General features: G+C 64.9%; 22 protein-coding genes. 8 read left to right on the top strand and 14 right to left on the bottom strand.

The window, feature by feature from the left end; all coding sequences use genetic code 11:
• Nucleotides 1-40: 40 nt before the first annotated feature.
• Both FA87_RS08180 and FA87_RS08175 read right to left on the bottom strand, forming a co-directional pair.
• A complete protein-coding gene (locus tag FA87_RS08180; protein ID WP_043693719.1) occupies nt 41-583 on the bottom strand; it encodes a cytochrome b/b6 domain-containing protein in 543 nt (180 codons plus the stop codon).
• Nucleotides 583-1659 carry a catalase family peroxidase gene (locus tag FA87_RS08175; RefSeq protein ID WP_043693716.1) on the bottom strand — a complete coding sequence of 359 codons (1077 nt, stop codon included), beginning with the start codon at nt 1657-1659 and terminating at the stop codon, nt 583-585. The genes FA87_RS08180 and FA87_RS08175 overlap by 1 nt, the downstream gene beginning before the upstream one ends.
• A 130-nt stretch (nt 1660-1789) precedes the next feature.
• On the opposite strand from FA87_RS08175, the gene FA87_RS08170 reads away from it, so the two are divergent.
• Entirely contained in the window at nt 1790-2302 is a 513-nt protein-coding gene (locus FA87_RS08170) for a sigma-70 family RNA polymerase sigma factor (RefSeq protein WP_043693712.1), read from the top strand.
• Nucleotides 2299-3048 (top strand): anti-sigma factor, encoded by a 750-nt coding sequence (locus FA87_RS08165; protein ID WP_043693709.1) that lies wholly within the window; start codon nt 2299-2301, stop codon nt 3046-3048. The genes FA87_RS08170 and FA87_RS08165 overlap by 4 nt, the downstream gene beginning before the upstream one ends.
• A 73-nt stretch (nt 3049-3121) precedes the next feature.
• Here FA87_RS08165 and lolD read toward each other — a convergent pair whose 3' ends face one another.
• The 9 genes from lolD to FA87_RS20320 form a co-directional block, all read right to left on the bottom strand.
• Nucleotides 3122-3814 carry a lipoprotein-releasing ABC transporter ATP-binding protein LolD gene (lolD, locus tag FA87_RS08160; RefSeq protein ID WP_036113617.1) on the bottom strand — a complete coding sequence of 231 codons (693 nt, stop codon included), beginning with the start codon at nt 3812-3814 and terminating at the stop codon, nt 3122-3124.
• Nucleotides 3807-5048 carry a lipoprotein-releasing ABC transporter permease subunit gene (locus tag FA87_RS08155; protein WP_043693705.1) on the bottom strand — a complete coding sequence of 414 codons (1242 nt, stop codon included), beginning with the start codon at nt 5046-5048 and terminating at the stop codon, nt 3807-3809. The genes lolD and FA87_RS08155 overlap by 8 nt, the downstream gene beginning before the upstream one ends.
• A 147-nt stretch (nt 5049-5195) precedes the next feature.
• Nucleotides 5196-5603 (bottom strand): hypothetical protein, encoded by a 408-nt coding sequence (locus tag FA87_RS20705; RefSeq protein ID WP_156128520.1) that lies wholly within the window; start codon nt 5601-5603, stop codon nt 5196-5198.
• Entirely contained in the window at nt 5575-5823 is a 249-nt protein-coding gene (locus FA87_RS08150) for a succinate dehydrogenase assembly factor 2 (RefSeq protein ID WP_043693702.1), read from the bottom strand. Before FA87_RS08150 ends, FA87_RS20705 begins: the two co-directional genes overlap by 29 nt.
• Nucleotides 5824-5933: 110 nt before the next feature.
• Nucleotides 5934-6719, bottom strand: coding sequence for a succinate dehydrogenase iron-sulfur subunit (locus tag FA87_RS08145; protein ID WP_043693699.1), 786 nt, complete (start codon nt 6717-6719; stop codon nt 5934-5936).
• Between the two features lie 21 nt (nt 6720-6740).
• Nucleotides 6741-8525: a succinate dehydrogenase flavoprotein subunit gene (sdhA, locus tag FA87_RS08140; protein WP_036113622.1), complete on the bottom strand. Its 1785-nt coding sequence runs from the start codon at nt 8523-8525 to the stop codon at nt 6741-6743.
• 3 nt (nt 8526-8528) lie between these two features.
• Entirely contained in the window at nt 8529-8915 is a 387-nt protein-coding gene (sdhD, locus tag FA87_RS08135) for a succinate dehydrogenase, hydrophobic membrane anchor protein (RefSeq protein ID WP_036113624.1), read from the bottom strand.
• The gene (gene sdhC, locus FA87_RS08130) at nt 8912-9304 is read right to left on the bottom strand and encodes a succinate dehydrogenase, cytochrome b556 subunit (protein WP_036113627.1); all 393 of its coding nucleotides are present in this window, start codon (nt 9302-9304) and stop codon (nt 8912-8914) included. The genes sdhD and sdhC overlap by 4 nt, the downstream gene beginning before the upstream one ends.
• A gap of 60 nt (nt 9305-9364) precedes the next feature.
• Nucleotides 9365-9532, bottom strand: coding sequence for a DUF1674 domain-containing protein (locus FA87_RS20320; RefSeq protein WP_081996514.1), 168 nt, complete (start codon nt 9530-9532; stop codon nt 9365-9367).
• Nucleotides 9533-9658: 126 nt separating this feature from the next.
• Between FA87_RS20320 and FA87_RS08125 the strand changes: the two genes are divergently transcribed.
• On the top strand, nt 9659-10441 hold the full coding sequence (locus FA87_RS08125; protein ID WP_043693696.1) for a folate-binding protein YgfZ: 783 nt from the start codon (nt 9659-9661) through the stop codon (nt 10439-10441).
• Nucleotides 10442-10933: 492 nt separating this feature from the next.
• Nucleotides 10934-11368, top strand: coding sequence for a cell wall hydrolase (locus FA87_RS08120; RefSeq protein WP_036113631.1), 435 nt, complete (start codon nt 10934-10936; stop codon nt 11366-11368).
• A 167-nt stretch (nt 11369-11535) separates the two neighbouring features.
• On the opposite strand, the gene FA87_RS21285 is transcribed toward FA87_RS08120, so the two are convergent.
• Together FA87_RS21285 and FA87_RS08110 are read right to left on the bottom strand one after the other, a co-directional pair.
• Nucleotides 11536-12003 carry a glycine zipper 2TM domain-containing protein gene (locus FA87_RS21285; RefSeq protein ID WP_043693693.1) on the bottom strand — a complete coding sequence of 156 codons (468 nt, stop codon included), beginning with the start codon at nt 12001-12003 and terminating at the stop codon, nt 11536-11538.
• A 30-nt stretch (nt 12004-12033) separates the two neighbouring features.
• Entirely contained in the window at nt 12034-12630 is a 597-nt protein-coding gene (locus tag FA87_RS08110; RefSeq protein ID WP_036113634.1) for a glycine zipper 2TM domain-containing protein, read from the bottom strand.
• 143 nt (nt 12631-12773) lie between these two features.
• On the opposite strand from FA87_RS08110, the gene FA87_RS08105 reads away from it, so the two are divergent.
• Nucleotides 12774-13586 carry a TatD family hydrolase gene (locus tag FA87_RS08105; protein WP_043693690.1) on the top strand — a complete coding sequence of 271 codons (813 nt, stop codon included), beginning with the start codon at nt 12774-12776 and terminating at the stop codon, nt 13584-13586.
• Here the strand turns inward: FA87_RS08105 and FA87_RS08100 are convergent.
• Nucleotides 13562-14476, bottom strand: coding sequence for a hypothetical protein (locus FA87_RS08100; RefSeq protein ID WP_043693687.1), 915 nt, complete (start codon nt 14474-14476; stop codon nt 13562-13564). The two genes, FA87_RS08105 and FA87_RS08100, sit on opposite strands and share 25 nt — an antisense overlap.
• A 245-nt stretch (nt 14477-14721) precedes the next feature.
• Between FA87_RS08100 and FA87_RS08095 the strand changes: the two genes are divergently transcribed.
• The 3 genes from FA87_RS08095 to FA87_RS08085 are packed head-to-tail and all read left to right on the top strand — an operon-like array spanning nt 14722 to nt 17890.
• Entirely contained in the window at nt 14722-15237 is a 516-nt protein-coding gene (locus tag FA87_RS08095) for a MarR family transcriptional regulator (RefSeq protein WP_043693685.1), read from the top strand.
• Nucleotides 15234-16694, top strand: a complete 1461-nt coding sequence (locus tag FA87_RS08090) for an efflux transporter outer membrane subunit (RefSeq protein WP_043693682.1) — start codon at nt 15234-15236, stop codon at nt 16692-16694. The genes FA87_RS08095 and FA87_RS08090 overlap by 4 nt, the downstream gene beginning before the upstream one ends.
• On the top strand, nt 16691-17890 hold the full coding sequence (locus FA87_RS08085; protein ID WP_043693679.1) for an efflux RND transporter periplasmic adaptor subunit: 1200 nt from the start codon (nt 16691-16693) through the stop codon (nt 17888-17890). The genes FA87_RS08090 and FA87_RS08085 overlap by 4 nt, the downstream gene beginning before the upstream one ends.
• Nucleotides 17891-17921: the final 31 nt, after the last annotated feature.

Raw genomic sequence — 17921 nt, 5'->3', positions numbered from 1 at the left:
CGAGCAGGGCTCGCTCTTACCCAGGCCGGGCGCGCCCGCGTCAGCGGGGGGCCTTGCCCCCGGTCATGCTCTGCAGCACGCCATCGCGGCGAATCAGGCCGTGCATGAGCGCCGCACCCATGTGCGCAAGGAAGGTCAGGAAGAACAACCAGGCCAGATACCGGTGCGACTCGCGCAACCACGCGAACAGGGCGGGGTCGGTCGGCAGGATCTTCGGCAGGTGCACGCCAGCGAACATCGTCACCGGATAGTTACCCGCCGAAAGCATGCCCCAGCCGATCAGCGGCATCGCGATCATGAGGGCGTAGAGCAGCACGTGCGAGCCATGTGCGGCCAGCTTCTGCCACAGAGGCAGATCCGCCGGCAGCGGTGGGGCGGGATGCGTCAGTCGGAAGGCAAGCCGGATCAGTGCCAGCACGAAGATCACGATGCCCAACGGACGGTGGATCGCCAGCAGCCAGTCGTGCTTTTCGGCCACGGTACTCACCATGCCCGCGCCGATGAAAAGCATCGACAGCACCATGATCGACATCAGCCAGTGCAAGGCGCGTGCGAAGGGGTGGAACGTCTGTTCGCGGCTCATCACTTGGCCTCCTTGGGACGGGCGGCACCGGGAAGATGACCTTCTTCGCTGGTTCGACGCAGGTATGAATCGGCGTACGCCGCGGAACGTGCCGCCAGCAGCGGATCGTTCGATGTCTCGATGCCCTTCGGCAGGATCGTGGGATCGTAATTCACGTCGCGGCATGGACCGGTCGCCTGATCCTGCCAGCTGTCGATCACCAGCGTGCCCGCATCCACCGATTTGCGGTCATCCGGCCAGGCTTTCGCGGCGTCGTCGATGGGATCGCCGTCGCTGGCGAACGTCATGATCAGATGCCAGCGGAGGGGACCTGCCGCAAGCCGCTTCGAAAGATCGGCGGCAAGATAGTCGGTGTCGCCCGCCGCTGGCGAGCCGTCGCCGGTCTCCGGCGTCTCCGGCACCATCTTCCAGCGCACGGCACGGCGCTCACCCGCAGAGTCGCGCAGGTAGAACGCGTTGATGCTCTGGTAGGTCTCCGTGGCGTAGCTGGCCGGCGGCTTTGCCGTCTTCGCCCAGCCCAGAAAGGCACCTGTCTCCGGGTGCGATCCGAAAAACGCACCGGCCTTCGCCGGATCCGGCTTGCCGGTCTTCGGATCGGGATGGGTGGCGACCTGAAGGTCGTAGAACGCCTGCGGGGTCGAGACCGGGAAGACCGGCATCGCGTTCATGCCGGTGCGCCACTGCTCGCCATCGGCAAGATCGAAGCGCAGCGCGAAACTGCGGATGGGCACCGAGCTGTCCGCCGCGTAGGGATTTCCGCCGGGAATGGCCAGCCGCCCGACGACCGGCGTCCTTTCCTTCGCGAAGACGGCCGAACTGGAAAAACTCTGCAGCGCGCCGTTGCCCTCGAAATAGCCGCCGACGCATATGCCCTTGGCATGGTTGCGACGGTATCCGGGGTGCGCGCCGCCGTTGGCCTCGAGGGAATCGACGATCTTCTTCGGCGACAGGCGCTCCGGTGCCAGCCAGCCGCCGACGTAACCAAAAGCGACGGCGGAGCCGGCGACCGCCAGTCCGATCAGGGCCCAGCGCCAACCGACGTGCGCCGGAGGGCGCCGATTCTCGGTGTCTTGCATGCGTCTTTCTCCGTTTTCCAGGGTGGTCGTGCTCAGGGTGGGACGTACGTCCACGACTTTTATTCCCGGGCAGGGGAATATTTCTTCGAACCGGGCGTCTAACGTCCGACACCACCGACCGAGGTCCGGAATGTCCGACCCCAAGATCGACGAAGCCCTACGCTCGATGCTGCCGCGACTGCGGCGCTTCGCGCTGTGGCTTGCCCGCGACGAACACGCCGCGGACGATCTGGTCCAGTCCACGATCGAGCGCGCGCTGTCGAAATGGCATGCGCGACGCGACGACGAGAGTCTGCGGGCATGGCTGTTCTCGATCTTGTACCGGCTGTTCCTCGACGGGAAGCGACGGTCCGGCCGTTACGCCCGCCTGCTGAGCATGCTGGGCCGGGAAGAGCCGACCTGGCCGTCGGCCGAGCGGGTCGCCGTGGCGCACTCGACCCTGGCCGCGTTCGCCTCGCTGCCGGTCGAGCAACGGAGCCTGCTGATCTGGATCACCGTCGAAGGCATGAGCTACCAGGAGGTAGCCGACATCCTCGAAGTGCCTATCGGCACCGTCATGTCCCGACTGTCCCGGGCCCGCCGCGCGCTGCGCCGGCTGGGCGAGGGCGTCCCCGAAACACCTGCCCTGCGACTGCTGAAATGACCCACACGCCCCCCAGCGAACACGACATCCACGCCTACGTCGACGGTCACCTGGACTCGCCGCACCGTAGCGAGGTGGAACGGTATCTCGCCCGTCATCCCGAGCGCGCTGACGAAGTACAGGGCTGGCGGCAGGACGCCCAGCAGCTGCGGACCTTGCTGGCGGGCGATCTCGCCCCTGCCCCGGCTTTCGATCCCGCCCTGGTCAGAGCGCGCGCCGGTCGCCGTCGCATCGTTCGTCTGGCCATGGCGGCCAGCCTGCTGTTCTGTCTCGCCGTGGGCGGCATGGCCGGCTGGGCCGCGCGCGGCATGGGCCCGGGCGCCATAAAGCCCATGGCCGATGCGATGCAGGCCTATCGCCTGTTGGCGCTGGATCACGGCGTGGGCATGGACATCACGACGGCCAACGAGGGCGATCTCCGCTCCTGGCTGGCCGGCCGCGTCGGCTCCAGCGTCCGCCTGCCCGACCTCGCCGATGCCGGCTTTCGTCCGATCGGCGGCCGCCTGTTCGCGACCGACCAGGGTCCGGCGGCCATGGTCCTCTATGACGACGGCAGCGGCCACACGGTGAGTTTCTACGTGAGGCCGCCGGGCGTCGCCCGGCACCTGCTGCCGCGAGGCACCCGCGAAGACAGCGGCCTGCTGGCCGACTACTGGTCACAAGGCGGCCACAACTACGCCGTGGTTGCCATGGCTGATGAAGCCGGCCGAGCCGCCGCTCAGCGCATGACGGCCAGAACGATCTGACGAGCGATCCGGCACCCGCGCCCGGTCTGCGCCAACCCTCCCGGCGATCCGCCCGACAGGACGACGACGGACCTCAGCGCTCCTGCAATTCCCCGTTGTGCAGCTCAAGGGTCCGATCCATCCGCCCCGCCAGCCGCGTGTCGTGCGTCACCAGCACGAAGCTGGTACCGATCTCCCGATTGAGTTCCAGCATCAACTCATAAACGTGAGCCGCATTGGCTTCGTCCAGGTTGCCGGTCGGCTCATCGCCCAGCACGCACGCCGGACGCGTCACCAGCGCACGCGCCACGGCGCAACGCTGACGCTCACCGCCGGACATCTCGGCCGGACGATGCCGTAGCCGCGATGACAGCCCAACGCGCTCGAGCAACGCGGTCGCTTCCTTCTGCGCCTGCGCAATCGACACGCCACGAATCAGCAGCGGCATGCACACGTTTTCCAGCGCCGTGAACTCCGGCAGCAGATGATGGAACTGGTAGATGAAGCCCAGTGAGCGATTGCGCTCACGACCGCGCTCGGCGTCCGACAGTTCGGACAGCACACGACCGTTCACCTCGACCTTGCCGGCCGTGAGCGTATCGAGCCCACCGATGATGTGAAGCAGGGTCGACTTGCCCGAGCCCGATGCGCCGACGATGGACATCGTCTCGCCGCGACGCAGGGCGAAATTGACGTTGGACAGGACGCCCGTACGCAGGTCGCCCTCTTCATACACCTTGGCGACGCCCGTGGCTCGCAGGACGATATCGTCGTTGGGCTTATTCATAACGGAGCGCCTGGGCGGGCTGCGTGCGCGAGGCACGCCACGCCGGATAAAGCGTGGCCAGCAGCGAGAAAGCGAAGGTCACCAGCACCACCCAGCCCACGTCGGACCAGAGCAGCTGACTGGGCAGCTCGCTGATGTAGTACACGTCGGGCGAGAGAAAATTCTGCCCCGTGACGTGCTCGATCCACTTCACGATGGCCGGCAGGTTGTACGACAGCAACGCGCCGAGCGCGACGCCCGCGCCGATGCCGACGATGCCGACGAGCAGGCCCTGCACCATGAACATGCCCATGATGCTGCGCGGCGTCGAGCCGAGCGTGCGCAGGATGGCGATGTCAGCCTGCTTGTCCGTCACCAGCATCATCAGCATGGAAATGAGGTTGATCACCGCGACCAGGATGATCAGCGACAGGATCACGAACATCACCGTCTTCTCCATGTCGATCGCGCGGAAGAAGTTGGCGTGGGTATCCATCCAGGTTTCGACGCGGTACGTCTGGCCGAGCTTGTTGACCAGGTCCTGCGCCACCGGCCAGGCGGCGCGGAGGTCGTCCAGCTTCAGGCGGATCCCGGTCGGACCATTGAGGCCGTTGAGACGCTGGGCGTCTTCCATGGAAATCAGGGCGAGGTTGGCATCGTATTCCTGCATGCCCAGCTCGAAGATGCCGCTGACCGTGAAACTGCGCAACTTGGGCACGGCACCCATGGGCGTCGCCGTGAACTGAGGCACCACGACCGTCACCTTGTCGCCCACCTGCACACCGAGCGTCATGGCCAGCTCGCGCCCCAGCGCGATCTTCCAGCTGCGATCGGTCAGGTCGGTCATCTTGCCTTCGACCATATGCGTATCGATGTCGGAGACCTTCGGCTCCAGCGACGGCACGATGCCGCGGATCAGGGCGCCGCTGGGTCGGCGGGCCTGCAGAAACGCCTGGATCTCGACATAGGGCGCGGCGCCCTTCACATGCTTGGTGGCTTCGGCGGTCTTCACGGCCGTTTGCCAGTTCTGCACCGTGTCGTCGATACCGGACACGGTGATATGCGAAACGGCGCCCAGGATGCGGTTACGCAATTCGTTATCGAAGCCGTTCATCACCGACATGACCGTGATGAGCGCGGTCACACTGATGGCGATGCAGACGATCGACACCGTGGAGATGAACGAAATGAACTGGTTGCGACGCTTGGCGCGCGTGTAGCGCAGTCCGATGAAGAGTTCGAGGGGTCTGAACATACCTGTCGATCGCAGCCTTGAAGGAGGGGGCCACCGCGAAAGGCAGGCACCGCGCGGCAGAGTGCCCGATGCGGCCCGTCGGGGCAAGCTGGAACAATAGACCGGGCAGATATCCTTCAGCTTTCGCCGGGATACGCTTACAGGCCCTCACGCCCGTTTCAAACGGCCGCGCAAAAGACGGAGGTGTTCCGTCGGCGTGCTGTCAGGCATCAGTAACACATGCCCTGCCCCGCCGCGCCAGCGAAACCGGAGAAACACCGCCAATCCGACCCGTCGAACGTGCAACAGTTCCGCAGGCATGGCCAACCCGCGGCGATCCGTCACGCTCCACACGCCATCGACGGCCCAATGCAACCGACGCAGCCGCGGGTGCCGATACCGGCGGACCCGACGCATGCCGATTACGCCGACAACCGCCATCGACGACCAGCGGGCGAACAACGGCAGCGAGGTGAATAAAGGTGCGAGCGTGGCCAGACAAACCACCACGACAAGCCATGCGTTCAGCGTGGCCGACGGCTTTATCTCAAATCTGATGCCTTGCGCGGATGTCATCGATGATCGCCTGCCAGTCGTCGCGAGGGGCGCGGGCATGGCCCATCACCCAATCCCAGAGATCGGGATCCTGCACGTCCAGAAGCGCATCGAATGCCGTCTTTCCGGCTTCATCGGCGTCGGCGAAACGCTCTTCCAGCCACCACCCGAACAGGCGATCGAGTTCGCGGGTACCACGTCGGGTACGCCAGCGGAGGCGTTTGAGGCGGGCGTCTTCCATAGCGGGAACGGCATCCTGTAGGAGCGCGCCCCGCGCGCGATGGGTTTAACGATTCCCTCAAGGGATACCGCAAAACCATCGCGCGCGGGGCGCGCTCCTACAGAGGCCTTTTAAGCCGACCGCCTCTGCACGATCAGCTTCTTGATCTCCGCGATCGCCTTGGCCGGGTTGAGACCCTTCGGGCAGGTGCGCGCGCAGTTCATGATCGTGTGGCAACGGTAGAGCTTGAACGGATCTTCGAGGTCGTCGAGGCGGTTACCGGTGTCCTCGTCACGACTGTCGACGATCCAGCGGTAAGCCTGCAGCAGAATGGCGGGACCGAGGTAACGGTCGCCGTTCCACCAGTAGCTCGGGCACGAGGTCGAGCAGCAGGCGCAGAGAATGCACTCGTAGAGACCGTCGAGCTTCTTGCGGTCTTCCGGCGACTGCAGGCGCTCCTTATCGGCCGGCGCCGGGCTCTGCGTGCGCATCCACGGCTTGATCGACGCGAACTGGGCGTAGAAGTGAGTGAGATCCGGCACCAGGTCCTTCACCACCGGCATGTGCGGCAGCGGGTAGATGTTGACCGTACCGCCGCCACACTCCTCGATGGCGCGCGTACACGCCAGCGTGTTGGTACCGTCGATGTTCATGGCGCACGAACCGCAGATGCCTTCACGACACGAGCGACGCAGCGCCAACGTCGAGTCGATCTCGTTCTTGATCTTGAGCAGGGCGTCGAGAACCATCGGACCGCACGTATCGAGATCGACCTCGTACGTGTCGGTGCGCGGATTCTGGCCGTCGTCCGGCGTCCAGCGATAAATCTTGAAGGTACGCGTGTTCTTCGCGCCCTTCGCCGGGAAATGCTTGCCGGCCGTAATCTTGGAATTCTTGGGTAGCGTGAACTCTGCCACGATTGCCTCTCCGGTCCGGTATCAGTAAACGCGCTTTTTCGGCGGCACGACTTCGACGTCGTCCGTCAGGGTGTACATGTGCACCGGGCGGAAGTCGAAGCTGGACTTGCCGGCCTCGTCGATCCACACCAGCGTGTGCTTCTGCCAGTCATGGTCGTCACGATCCGGGAAATCCTCGCGGGCATGCGCGCCGCGGCTTTCCGGACGCTGTTCGGCCGAATGCATGGTAGCCACCGCCTGCGCGAGCAGGTTGGAGAGCTCCAGCGTTTCGATCAGGTCGGAGTTCCAGACCAGCGAGCGGTCGCTGACCTTGACCTTCTCGAACGAGGTGAAGACCTCGGAGATCTTGGCCTTGCCTTCCTTCAGCGTCTCGCCCGTGCGGAACACGGCGGCGTCGGACTGCATGGTCTTCTGCATCTCGGCGCGGATCGCCGCGGTCGGCAGCGTGCCGTCGGCGTTACGCAGCGCGTCGAAGCGACCGAGGATCTTGTCCAGCGCATTGGCCGGGAGATCCTTGTGCGGCGTGCCCGTCTTGATGAGCTCGGCGCAGCGATGCGCCACGGCGCGACCGAACACCACCAGATCGAGCAGCGAGTTGGAACCCAGACGGTTGGCGCCATGCACCGATACGCAGGCCGCTTCGCCGATCGCGAACAGACCCGGGACGATCGAATCCGGATCGTCGTCGCGCTTGGTCACGACTTCGCCGTGATAGTTGGTCGGAATGCCGCCCATGTTGTAGTGAACGGTCGGCAGGACCGGGATCGGCTCCTTGGTGACGTCGACGCCGGCGAAAATGCGCGCGGACTCGGCGATGCCCGGCAGGCGCTCGTTGATGACCTCAGGACCGAGGTGCATCAGGTTGAGATGGATGTGGTCCTTGTTCGGGCCCACGCCGCGGCCTTCGCGGATCTCGATGGTCATGGCGCGGCTGACGACGTCGCGCGAAGCGAGGTCCTTCGCGTTGGGCGCGTAGCGCTCCATGAAGCGCTCGCCCTCGGAGTTGGTGAGGTAACCACCTTCGCCTCGGACACCCTCGGTGATCAGACAGCCGGCACCGTAAATGCCCGTCGGGTGGAACTGCACGAACTCCATATCCTGCAGCGGCAGACCGGCGCGCAGCACCATGCCGCCGCCATCGCCCGTGCAGGTATGCGCGGAGGTGGCGCTGAAGTACGCGCGACCGTAGCCGCCCGTGGCCATGACCACGGCATGGCCACGGAACAGGTGCAGGGTGCCTTCGTTCATGTCGAGGGCAAGCACGCCCACGCACTTGCCATCCTCGAAGACCAGATCGATAGCGAAGTATTCGATGAAGAACGTGGCGTCGTGCGCCAGAGCTTGCTGGTAAAGCGTATGCAGGATGGCGTGACCGGTACGGTCGGCCGCGGCGCAGGTGCGCTGCGCGGTACCCTGACCGTAGTGCGTGGTCATGCCGCCGAACGGACGCTGGTAGATCTTGCCTTCCTCGGTACGCGAGAACGGCACGCCGTAGTGTTCGAGCTCGATGATGGCCGGAATGGCCTCACGACACATGTATTCGATGGCGTCCTGATCGCCGAGCCAGTCGGAGCCCTTGATGGTGTCGTAGAAGTGGTAACGCCAGTCGTCTTCACCCATGTTGCCGAGCGCGGCGGAAATACCGCCCTGCGCCGCCACGGTGTGCGAACGGGTCGGGAAGACCTTGGTGATGCACGCGGCCTTGAGGCCCTTCTCGGCCAGACCGAAGGTGGCGCGAAGGCCTGCGCCACCGGCGCCGACCACGATCACGTCGTATTTGTGTTGCTGAACCTTATAGGCTTCCATCGATCAGTTTCCGAGCGCGATGCGCAGCACGGCCAGCACGCCCGAGAGCGCGGCGAGTACGGCGATGAACTTGATGGCCACCAGCGACGCGACTTCGAGCCAGCGCGTGTGGACGTAATCTTCAATCACGACCTGCAGGCCGAGGACGGCATGCCTGAACATCGTGACGATGAGAGCGATGAGCATCACCGCGTTCCACGGCCTGGCGATGGATGCGCGGGCGGTGGCGTAGTCGGCGTGAATGAGGCTCAGCACCGTGATGACGAACCAGAGGGTCAGGAAAATCAACCCGACCGCGGTGAGGCGCTGGAGCATCCAGTGGCTGACGCCCTCTTTCGCCGAGCCGAGGCCACGGGCGCGGGCAAGCGGATTGCGCAGGTCCTTGCTCATGCGTGCGCTCCCATCAGGATGTAGCCCCACACCAGCGCGGTGAGCACGATGGCCAGGACGATCGCCAGCCAGCTGGAACGTACGAAGGACTGGATCGAGTATCCCTGCCCGGCGTCCTGCGCCAGATGGCGGATGCCGTTGCACAGGTGATAGAAGAAATTGAGCGTCCAGCCGACCATGACGACCGTACCGAACGGACTCCCGACGATGCCGGTGAAGGTTCCGAAGGTGTCAGGACCGGCGGCGAGAGACGCGAGCCCCCAGACGATGATGAGGCTACCCACGGCATTGATGATGCCGGTGGCGCGGTGCAGGATGGAAGAAACCATCTGCACTTGCCACTTGTAGATCTGGAGATGGGGTGAGAGCGGTCGTCCCGTTTGTGCCATGGCGGCTATCCTGGATTGGAATCGCTGATGCCCGACGCACCTACCCTTGCCTTCCTGGACTCAGAAGTCGATACAGCGTCCGTTCTTTTCCCAGTCGCCATAACGCGTGGGGTCCAGCGGCGCTTTCTCGACCTTTGGCTCGCCATTCGTGGGGACGAGTGGCGGTACGAGCGGCTTCGCCGGGGCGGAATCGTTCGGGCCTTCGGACTTGGAGGGATTGTCGGACATGGTTATAAAGCCCCAAAAGGGTAATACCTGTGGCAAATCAGCACAACCTTGACGATCGGGCCAAACCTTGGTTTGGCCTTGGGCTGACCGTATATCCTACGCCTCCGCCCCGACTTGCGCCTCCCCATGCCGAGCCGTACCACTCGCACGATCACCCTCACCGGCCCCGACGCGGCCGCTTTCGCCAATGCCCAGTTCGGCAGCGCCGTGCTCTCTCTTGGGGTGGGTCGCTGGCAATGGAGCGGCTGGCTCGATCCCAAGGGTCGGGTTCGCGCCCTGCTTCAGATCGCGCACCCCGAAGACGACCGCTTCGTCGTCGTTCCGCGTGGCGGCGATGCCGAGACGCTGGCTTCCGACCTGAAACGTTTCGTCTTTCGTTCGAAGGTGAAGATCGCGGTATCCGACGTGCTGCATGTATCCGACGGTAACGCGATCGGCGACGGCGATGTACGCGAAGAAGATGACGCCCTGTATTTCGGTGAAGGCGATACATCGACACGTATAAATACGACGCAAGGTGGAGACACCTGGTACGCGCGTCACATACGGAAAGGATATGCGTGGCTTCCCGACGAGGCGATCGACGCACTGCTTCCGCCCGCCTTGTCGATGGAGCGACTGGGTGCCGTCGTATTCGACAAGGGATGCTTTCCTGGACAGGAAATCGCTGCGCGACTGCATTTTCTGGGCGGTCACAAAAAGCATCTGCACGTCGTGCGAAGCGATGACACGTTGCGCGAGGGCGAGACGCTACGCGTTAACGGCCGCGACATAGGTATCGTGCTGATGCATGCGGCATCGCAACCTTCACCTATATCGCTTGTCGTACTCGACGACAGCGTTGCATCGGCAGAGCCTCTTGAAATAGATGACAAGCACCTACACATCTTATCGACATTCGAAGCGTGATCTTCCGCAGATTCGCAAGAATGTGTCTCACGCAATGTGTGAGTTAAAGCTGAACCGGACAGCTCACGCACTTGCAGAATTCGTGCAGCGCCACTAGGCTCCGCCGATCCAATTTAAGTGGTCGTGGTGTTTCTCCACGGTTACACCCGCGACGATCCGTCGATGATGACGGTTCTGGCGCGACCCGGCGAAAGCCGGAGATTGAGCAGCGCGCAGCCCATGAGTAGCGCGTAGTCAGCCGACGGAGCCGCCGCCTTTGCGAGCCGCTCCCTTTCGGTGCACCCCCATACCGGGCGACTCCGGACAGTCGCCCAGTACAGTCACAGTGTGTGACGCCCGCCTCATCCGTGTTTCTCCAAACACAACATCGGATGTCGTCGGTTGGTCCAGGTAGTAACGGCCTGCCCGCCCGTCTACCGCTCATACGTCCCCCATGGCTCTTTCCGAAAGAAAGCCGCAAGTGACGGAAAAGCTCGTTGGAGGCAGATACACATGAAACTTTCCGCGCTGCTCTGGATGGCGTCCGTCCTCCCGAGCCACCTCGCTGACCAGACGTGCCTGGCGACGACGGTATACCTCGAAGCACGTAGCGAACCCACTATCGGCCAGTACGCCGTGGCGGAAGTCGCCCTTCGACGCCGCGACCGCGGCATGGGCGGCGACAAGGTGTGCGACGTCGTTTCGGCGCCACATCAGTTTGCGATCACCACCACGCCGAAGGATTTCGAGATCACGGATCTCGTCTCCTGGTCCAAGGCATGGAAGGTGGCAGGCGACTCCCTGAATAACTGGAGCCTGCCAAAGAGTGAACGACTCGTTTATGTTCCGCAGGCCGACCACTTCGCCACGGCTGCCGTCTCGCCGAACTGGTCCGCAAGCCGCATCGTTCGCAAGATCGGCGACCACGCGTTCTACGCCGTGAACTGACAACGGCTCTACAACGTGAGGGGAAAAGGAAGGCAGAGCGGGCAGCTTGTGCTTTCCCGGGAAAAGGGGCCCTCGGATGAGGGTTTTTTTTTGCGCCCGATTTTCTCATCGATCATAAAAAACCCGCCGAAGCGGGTTTTTATTTAGCCGTCCATACGTCTAAACGATCAACGACGATAGACGCGATCCCCGCGCACCTCGACGTAATCGCCGCGACGCAGCTGCGGATCTTCCACCTGGGTCACTGTGGCCCGGCGACCGTCGTCCAGACGGATGCTCACGCGGAAAGCGACCTGATCGGCACCGTTGCGCTTGCCGACCTGGTTACCGACCACGCCGCCGACCACCGCACCACCGACGGTGGCGGCCGAACGACCGTCACCCTTGCCGATGGTGTTGCCCAGCAAACCACCGGCGACCGCACCGATGACGGCACCGAGCGGCGACGAGTCGCGCTGGGTATAGACCTGCTCGACGTCGTCCACGACGCCGCACTGCTCGCACCCTCGCGGCGCGCCCTGATACACGACGCGATCCTCGCGATACACACGACGTGGCTGCTCATAGCACGCCGTCAACGACAGCGTGGCGACGGCGGCGGCGACGAGGCCTGACTTGCGGACAATGCTGTACATGGATGAAGCCTCTGGGAACGCGTTGGAGAATCAGCGTGCGTCGGAAACGACCGACACGCCTTCCTGTACCTCGACGCGATCGCCCGGATCGTGATCCATACGCACCGAACGCGTCACGCCGTTGTATTCGTAACGAACGTCATAAGCGACGATCTTGTCACCCGACGTGCCGGCCACGGTGCTGCACTTGCGCACCGTGCTCGTGGTGGTGTTCGTCTCCTGGCGGCGCTCCTGGATCTCGTGGCCCGCATAGCCGCCACCGACCGCGCCGGCCACCGTCGCCAGGGTGCGCCCCTTGCCTCCGCCGATCTGGTTGCCGAGCAGACCGCCGGCGACCGCGCCGATGGCCGTACCGGCGATCTGATGCTGGTCCCTGACCGGCACGTGGCGGGTCACCACCTCGTCGTGGCACTCGCGCTGCGGCGACGAGGCCGCCTCGCGGACCGGATCGACGCTGACCACGCGGCCGTACTTCGGGCCGGCCGGTGCGGGCGCGGGAGCAGAAGCCGCGGCGCCGTCGCCACGGTAGGACACGTCGGCATTCGCGTCGCGGTTGCACGCGGACAGGCCGCACACCAGCGCCGCGCCCAACGCGATGTTCAGGACGGAAATCTTCAGACTGCTCATAACCCTACTCTCCTAACGAAGGTCCGCGACCTCGATGGCGCATGAGCCCCATCTCCCGGAAGTCGCCTCGGAGGACATTTGACATTCGTTAAACTGAATGAGGCCTTAGACTGTCGCCACCTTCATTCAGGCATCACGCTTACATGGTCGATCTGGTCGACACCCACGCACACCTGGACGACGCGTCGTTCGACAGCGACCGGCGGGGGATGTACGAGCGCGCAGCCGCCGCGGGCGTTCGCCGCTGGATCGTGCCGGCGATCGATCGCGGCAACTGGGAAACGATCGAGCGACTCGCCGGTGAGAGAGACGGTATTTTCCCCGCCTACGGCCTCCATCCCTTGTTCATCGACCGGCATCGCGACGAGCACCTCGCCGAACTGCCCGACTGGCTCGACGGCCGCGGCGCCGTGGCCGTGGGCGAGATCGGGCTGGACTGGTACGTCGAAGGACTGGATCCGGTGCGGCAGCGCGACGTGTTCGCCCGCCAGCTGGGCATCGCCAAGGAGCACGACCTTCCGGTGATCGTGCATGCACGCCGGGCGTTCGAGGAGGTCATCCATACGCTTCGCCGGATCGGCGGATTGCGTGGCGTAGTGCACAGCTTCTCGGGAAGCGAGGAGCAAGCCCGACAGCTGTTCGACCTCGGCTTTCATATCGGCATCGGTGGCCCGGTCACCTACGACCGGGCTCACCGGATCCGGCGCGTCGTCGCGACCATGCCGCCGGAGTGGCTTTTGCTCGAAACAGATGCACCCGATCAGCCCTGTATGCATCGTCGCGGCCGACGCAACGAGCCGGCGTTCATGACCGATGTCGTGGACACCGTGGCGGTCCTGCGCGGCATCAGCCGCGAGGAGGTTGCCGAGGTCACGACACGCAATGCCGATCGTCTCTTCTCGCTCGGGCGCGCACGAGTCGACGACGCTCGTCAGCGCGGAACGGACCAGAACTGAAAATCCTTCGGAAGCAGCCCATACCGACTAACCCGGATGATGAAGGGCGATTCGACGGTGGCCGGCCACACGTTCACCCGGAGCCCTCCCTCGAGTTGCAGCTTTGTCCCATTCAGCGGAACACCGACGAGTGATCCAGGCGCGAACCCCAGAAACGCCGGAGCATCGTATGGGTCGAGAATTTCGAAGACGAGCGATCCGAAATCGTAATGTTTCCCGTCCTGATCCTTTAGCTCGAAGAGTCCGTCGAGATCGTGCGACATACCCGCAGCCAGCTTACGCGTGCCATAAAACTCTCCGTCGAGCGTAGTTGGCACATTCGACGAGACACGGACGAAGAATTCGTGTTCGACCTTGCGATCGATGGGCGCGTTCACCGTGAATGCCCGGACTTTGAAGTTGTCACCCGGCAACCCCGATGCGATAAGCGGCACCGGCGGCAACGCCCGACCACCGGAATCAGTGTAGGCGCTGGCGTATTTTGACGGGCGACCGTCGATGAGGAAATGTGCCTGCGCTTCGGCATGAGGGTCGCCGGGCTCGACCTGCCAGGCGATGAGCTCTCCGCCTACCAGGCCGCCATAGGGGTCGGTGGCGACCACACCGCGGTCAGCAATCCGCGCACCGGGATCGACATGGATGGGATCGCGCCCGCTCGGCCTGAGTCTGGATACCCTCGAGGAACCGTCGCCGCCGGCAGGGAACGACGACGCGGCCGACACGGGCTCCGGGGCCCCCTCGCGCCCTCGCCTCGGGTTGGCATACCCTTCCGGCCAGGAAGGCATAGCAATGGTCCAGCGATCTTGCGGGGCTTCGGCAGCAGGCGCGCTGTCAGCGTTGCGCAGCTGTTCGGCAGTGTCGGCCGCGTCCGATGACTTGTCGGTCGTCATATGGCTCTCCTTTTCCCATGGCTGCATGGTCCTCATGCAAAATGACTATGCGCCTCCAAAGAGGCGGCGAACAGCCGCTCGATGATGCGGTCGATTCATTTCGGCATCCGAATTCGGCAGCTGCGCCCGATGCGGCTGATGGGGCGCGCTTAGTCGCCGCAGCGGTCCAGGGCACGACGGCACTTGTTGCCTGAAGTCAGTGCTTGCTAGGCTAATAGTTCACCAGCGAACTATTAGCCAGCGTAATGTCCACCCTGAAACCATGCGTCGACGCGCTCTACGAGGGCGTCGACCGGGTCGCCGAGAACATCGACGGCTTGCCGAAATGCGAGGTCCTTCTCATCCGACTGCTTTTGCTGACGGGCGAAGCGCTGCAGCGCAACGTGGAGACCAGGCTCAGGCCGTTCGACCTCAACGACAGCGATTTCCGCACGCTGATGATGCTGTATTCGTCCCGGAACGGCAGTTCGACGCCCAGCGAGCTTTGCGCGCTGGCTGAGCAGAAGCCGACCAACATGACCCGTATCACCAATCTGCTCGCCAAACGCGGCCTGATCACCCGCTCGCATGCGACGCAGGACCGCCGTCAGATCGTGCTGACGATCACGACCGAGGGCAGGCAGTTCGTGCGCACGCTGCTCCCGCCGATGTTCCCCGAGGTGGTGTCGAAGTTCGCCTGCTTCAGCGCTACGGAACGAAAGACCTTCGAAGGGCTGTTGAAAAAGCTGGCCCTGCATCTGGATACCGCGGAAACCCCATGAAACCCTTACCGTTCCGCCCCACGCTGCTGGCGGGCATGCTGGCCGTGTCGCTCGCGGCCTGCCACGTGCCCGCGAAGATCGACCGCCCTGCCCTGGGCGACGACGTGCCACTGGCCGGCCTCGTCACCGACCACCGCCCGGGCTGGCCCGCCGCCGAATGGTGGCGTGCGTACGGCGACCCACAGCTCGACATGCTGATGGACATGGCCCTGCGCGGCGCGCCAGACCTCGCCCAGGCGAAAACGCGCGTCGACAGCGCGCAGCAGAACATTCGCGTCGCGGCGGCGCAGGCGGGCCTGCGCGTGGACGGCAGTGCGCAGGTCGCACGGCAGCGCATGAGCGAACATGGCCTGATTCCGGCGCAGTTCCTCGGCTTCACCTGGTACAACCAGGCCGACCTCGGCGTGCAGGTCAGCTACGACTTCGACTGGTGGGGCAAGAAACGTTTCACCCTCGAGTCCGCGATCGACAGCGCGCGGGCGGCGGAAGCGGAGCGCTCGGCCTCGTCCCTCGCGATCCAGGCGGTCGTCGCGGACACCTACTTCGGCTGGCTCGCGGACATGTCGCGCGTGGCCATCGCGGACCGGCTCATCGCCGTCCGCGAACGCGCGCTGCGTATCGCCGACCTTCGCGTGAAACAGGGCGTGGACGTACCCGATACCGTGCAGCAGGCACGCGCCGAGCTGTCCGGTGCCCGCCAGCAGCGTGTGGCGTTGCAGGGATCGGCGGACATCCGTCGCGCCTCGCTGGCCACGCTGGTCGGCGTCTCGCCCGGACAGCTGCCCGCGCTTACGCCGCGTGCGCTTCCCGCCGTCGCCCCCGGCCTGCCCGCGAACGTCGGCACCGATCTGATGGCGCGCCGACCGGACATCGCGGCCAGCCGCTGGCAGGTCGAAGCCGCGCTACGGCAGACCGACGCCGCACGCGCCCAGTTCTTCCCCGATGTGAGCCTGTCGGGCATGGCGGGTTTGTCCAGCATCGACATGGACAAGCTCTTCTCCGCGAGCAGCCGCGTGTTCTCGCTGACGCCCGCGCTGCACCTGCCGATCTTCGAAGGCGGGACGCTCGAGGCGAACCACGGCGTCAGCCAGGCGCAGCTCGGCGCCGCCGTCGCTCAGTACAACGCCACCGTGGCCTCGGCCGCACGCGACGTCGCTACGCAGGCGCTCGGTGCGCAGCAGATCGCCGCCCGACGCACCGAGCAAGCCGCGCAGATCGATGCCGTCAATACCCTGCTCGCCAGCGCGAAGGCGCGGGCGGCACGCGGCGTGCGTGACGACCGCGAGTCGCTTGCCACCGAAGCCTCGCTGGCGCAGCAGCTGGACATGGACGCAGACCTCCAGGGCCAGGCCTTGTCCACCGATGTCGCCCTGATCAAATCCCTCGGGGGCGGCTATCGCGCCGAACCCGTCGACACCTCTTCCACGCCCAGCACGAACGGAACCCAGAGCCCATGAGCGCCAACCCGACCGATACCCAGCGCACCCCGGTGGAAAGCGGCAACGCGCCCAGGGACAAGCGCAAGCGAGGCCGTGCGCTGCTGATCGCCCTGATCGTCTTCCTCCTGGCGGCGGCGACGTGGTTCCTGCTGTGGCTGTTCGTGTTCTCGATCCGCGAGACCACCGATGACGCCTATGTGGGTGGTAACCAGGTGGGTATCTCGGCGCAGGTGCCCGGCATCGTCACCGGCGTGTTCGCCGACGACACGCAGCGGGTCAACGCGGGTCAGGTGCTCGTCCGCCTGGACGCTACCGACGCCGATGTGGCCTTGCGCAAAGCCAGCAGCGCCCTGGCGCAGGCGGTTCGTCAGGTCCGCCAGCAGACGCAGTCGGCCGCCAGCGCGGACGCCGCGCTCGGCGCACGCCGCAACGATCTGAAGCGTGCGCAGGACGACCTGAAGCGTCGTCTGCCCCTGCTCGCCGAAAAAGCCGTCGCACCGGAAGAAGTGCAGCACGCCCGCGACGCGGTGGACACCGCGCAGTCCGCACTGGAATCCGCACAGCGTCAGGCCGATGCGTCGCGCGCGCTGATCGACGGCAGCGATGTCGAGTCCAATCCGGCGGTCGAACAGGCACGCGCCAACTTCCGTCAGGCCTGGGTCGCGTCGCAACGCAACGCGATCGTTGCACCCATCGACGGGTACGTCGCGCAGCGCAGCGTCCAGGTGGGCAACAGCGTGCAGCCCGGCCAGCAGCTGATGACGGTGATCCCGCTGCACGACCTGTGGGTTGAGGCGAATTTCAAGGAGAGCCAGCTGCGCCACGTGCGCATCGGCCAGCCGGCGAAGATCGAAGCCGACATCTACGGTGGTGGCGTGGAATACCACGGGCACGTGGTCGGTCTCGGCGCCGGCACCGGCAGCGCGTTCTCGCTGCTGCCCGCGCAGAACGCCACCGGCAACTGGATCAAGGTGGTGCAGCGCATCCCGGTTCGCATCGCGCTGGACTCGAAGGACCTCGACAAGCACCCGCTGCGTATCGGCCTGTCCACCGCCGTGACGCTCGATATCTCCAACGACGATGGCGACGTCCTGGCAAGGGCTCCGTCGACGACACCGGTCGCGCAGACCACCGTCTACGACGAGGTGGCCGCGAAGGCCGATGCCGCCGCCGACGAGATCGTGCGCAAGAACCTGGGAGCCAGTGCGCCTTGAGCGACGCCGTCGCCATTCCGGACGCCGCGCC

The organism is Luteibacter sp. 9133, from assembly GCF_000800155.1.
In the GTDB taxonomy this organism is placed as follows: Bacteria; Pseudomonadota; Gammaproteobacteria; order Xanthomonadales; family Rhodanobacteraceae; genus Luteibacter; species Luteibacter mycovicinus.
The sequence above is the reverse complement of the archived record's forward strand: the minus strand, read 5'-3'. Positions and strand labels throughout refer to the sequence as shown.